This is a genomic window from Capnocytophaga catalasegens, from assembly GCF_026005215.1.
GTDB classification, from domain to species: Bacteria; Bacteroidota; Bacteroidia; order Flavobacteriales; family Flavobacteriaceae; genus Capnocytophaga; species Capnocytophaga catalasegens.
In genome coordinates this window covers 1-2352 of the sequence record NZ_BPMA01000094.1, presented here as the reverse complement: position 1 = coordinate 2352, position 2352 = coordinate 1, and the positions used below count along the sequence as shown (strand labels likewise).

1 protein-coding gene and 1 pseudogene are annotated in these 2352 nt (G+C 31.0%); one reads left to right on the top strand and one right to left on the bottom strand.

Annotated features, from left to right (window positions below):
• Nucleotides 1-134 precede the first annotated feature (134 nt).
• Nucleotides 135-1285, top strand: a pseudogene (locus OO775_RS13985) (tyrosine-type recombinase/integrase).
• Nucleotides 1286-1637: 352 nt separating this feature from the next.
• Here OO775_RS13985 and OO775_RS13980 read toward each other — a convergent pair.
• Nucleotides 1638-2024 carry a hypothetical protein gene (locus OO775_RS13980; protein WP_264847841.1) on the bottom strand — a complete coding sequence of 129 codons (387 nt, stop codon included), beginning with the start codon at nucleotides 2022-2024 and terminating at the stop codon, nucleotides 1638-1640.
• Between the last annotated feature and the right edge of the window lie 328 nt (nucleotides 2025-2352).

Here is a 2352-nt window from a genome sequence, read left to right as displayed (position 1 = left end):
GAAAAATAAAATAATCTGTTTAATATTTTGATATTCAGATAATTATTTATATTTTTGCGATGTTATTGTGTCAGATGTGTGCCACAAAAAAAGACAGTGAGTTATAGGACTATTTTCATAGCCCTAATAAAAAAATGTCTAAATTCAACTATCAAAAATCTACAAGCCCCATCGTGGGCTTTAAACCTGCCGAGCTTCGTATCAATACTGATTGGTTAATTGTTTTTTATGCTCAAAACCCACATACAGGCAAACTCGAACGCTTCCGAAATAGAGTTCCGAAAATTATCAACAAAAAAGAACGACAAAAATTCGCTCAAAAAATGGTAGAAACCCTCAACGAAAAACTATATAGCGGTTGGTCGCCTTTTTTGGAAAATTCCGACAAAAATGAACTCAAAACTATCAGCTATTGCCTTGATTTCTTTCTGAAAAACCTCAATAAAGAAGAAAAAGACGGCGTAAAACGTTCTGCAACAGTAAATAATTGGAAATATTTTATTGATGCTTTTAAAAAATATCTGTCTGAAAATCAGAAAAATACTACATTTATTTCACAAATAGATATTCGTATTTGTTCTCATTTTATGGATGCTATCTATTTACAGAAAAATAGTTCGGTGCGAACCTACAACGCTCGGTTGAAACAACTAAAAGCCTTATTTAATTTCTTCATTTCCAAAGGTTTTCTTTCGGATAATCCTGCTAAGAACATTAAACTGAAAACCACAAACGAAAAAAAACGTGTGATTTTGAACCAAAAAGAAAAACAACAATTACAACAACTCAAAACCGATGATTTTCATTTCTATATCTTCTGTATGACAACATATTATTGTTTTATTCGTCCTGCGGAATTGAAAAAATTAAAGGTAGGCGATGTAGATTTGCAAAATGGATTTATTACGATTTCTTCGGAAATTTCCAAAAACCGAAAAACTGAAAATGTTACCATTCCCAATATATTTTTGGAGGATTTAAAAAACATATTGGAAATGCGGATAAAAACTATTTTCTTTTTGGTAAAAAATTTGCCCCCAATTTCATAAAATCAAACAAAATTCAATATCACTGGAATAAAATCAAAAATAAATACCGATTTCGTAAAGAAGTACAATTTTACTCGCTTAAAGACACAGGCATCACAGACCTACTCAATAGCGGAATACCCGCAGTAAAAGTACAAACCCAAGCCCGACATTCTGATTTGAAAATTACGGAACACTATATATCAAGAAGTAAATTTGCTGATGAAATGATTAAAAAAGCTACCTTTAATTCTTGATGAACTTCAAGCTGTTTTTTTGGCGATTTTTTCGTATTCACAGGATGCAGTAGGAATAAAAACACATTAAATATATGATAATCAGTACTTTAAACTGAATACGAATCTTGAATACGAATTATTTTTTAAATTTTCATTTATATTCAGGGTGCGGGATTCGTATTCAGTAATAGAAAAAAAACACCCCACACAGTATAAAACCTTGCGGGGTGAAAAAAATGTCTAAAAAATGCTATTTTTGAGGGTGAACCCACCAACGGAATACTATCCAATTGAAAAGAAGGATTTGTTTTTCTGTGGCAATAACCAATCCGTTTTCGTTTATGTGGTAAATGGTTTTTATTTTCATAACTTACTTGTTTTTAGGGTTAATAATTCCTTTATCTGTGGCGATTTGTACCAATAATTCACGATTACGACACAGCATCGTAAAGAAATGATATGCTTCGTGCATTTGTTGTTCGTCCAAATCGTACATTGTGAAAAACGGACGAGCCTTGAAGTAGTTCATAAAAACGACATCCAGTACTTTTTCGTAATTTTGGTCTTTGTTCGTATATACAAACAAAAAATCATTAATTAAAACGTCAAGTGAATGATACGAAAATTCTTCGTTTTCCAGCATCTGAGCGATTTGCTCTTGGGTGAGAATGTTTTTTTCTTGTTGTACGGGCGTATTGCTCACATACTCTGCTTTCGCAGACTTTGCCCCTACGTTGTTTTTTTCTGAATTGAACATAATTATTTATAAAATAAAAAAATCCGTAAGTCAGCAGTGTTCAATTCAGTAGCTACGCTATTTGAATGTATAACATTTCTGTTATACTCCACTTTTACGGATTTATATTATTAAAATATTTTTTAAACAATACTATACAAGTATTGCTACTGAATTGAACACCGCAAAAGTATAAGAAAAAATTGAATCTGCAAACAAAAAATAAAAAAAACTTTCACTGAAAAATGAAAGTTTTTTGTAAGGGGTTGGTTTTTATTGTTTTAAAATTATCGTTTATTGTAAACAAATTTCAGTTTTTGAGGAGTATAGCTATCAAATTTGCCATCAG

Bases quoted from the DNA above. Each gene is read 5' to 3' on its own strand.
- OO775_RS13980 (WP_264847841.1), bottom strand. From the start codon at position 2,024: ATGTTCAATTCAGAAAAAAACAACGTAGGGGCAAAGTCTGCGAAAGCA.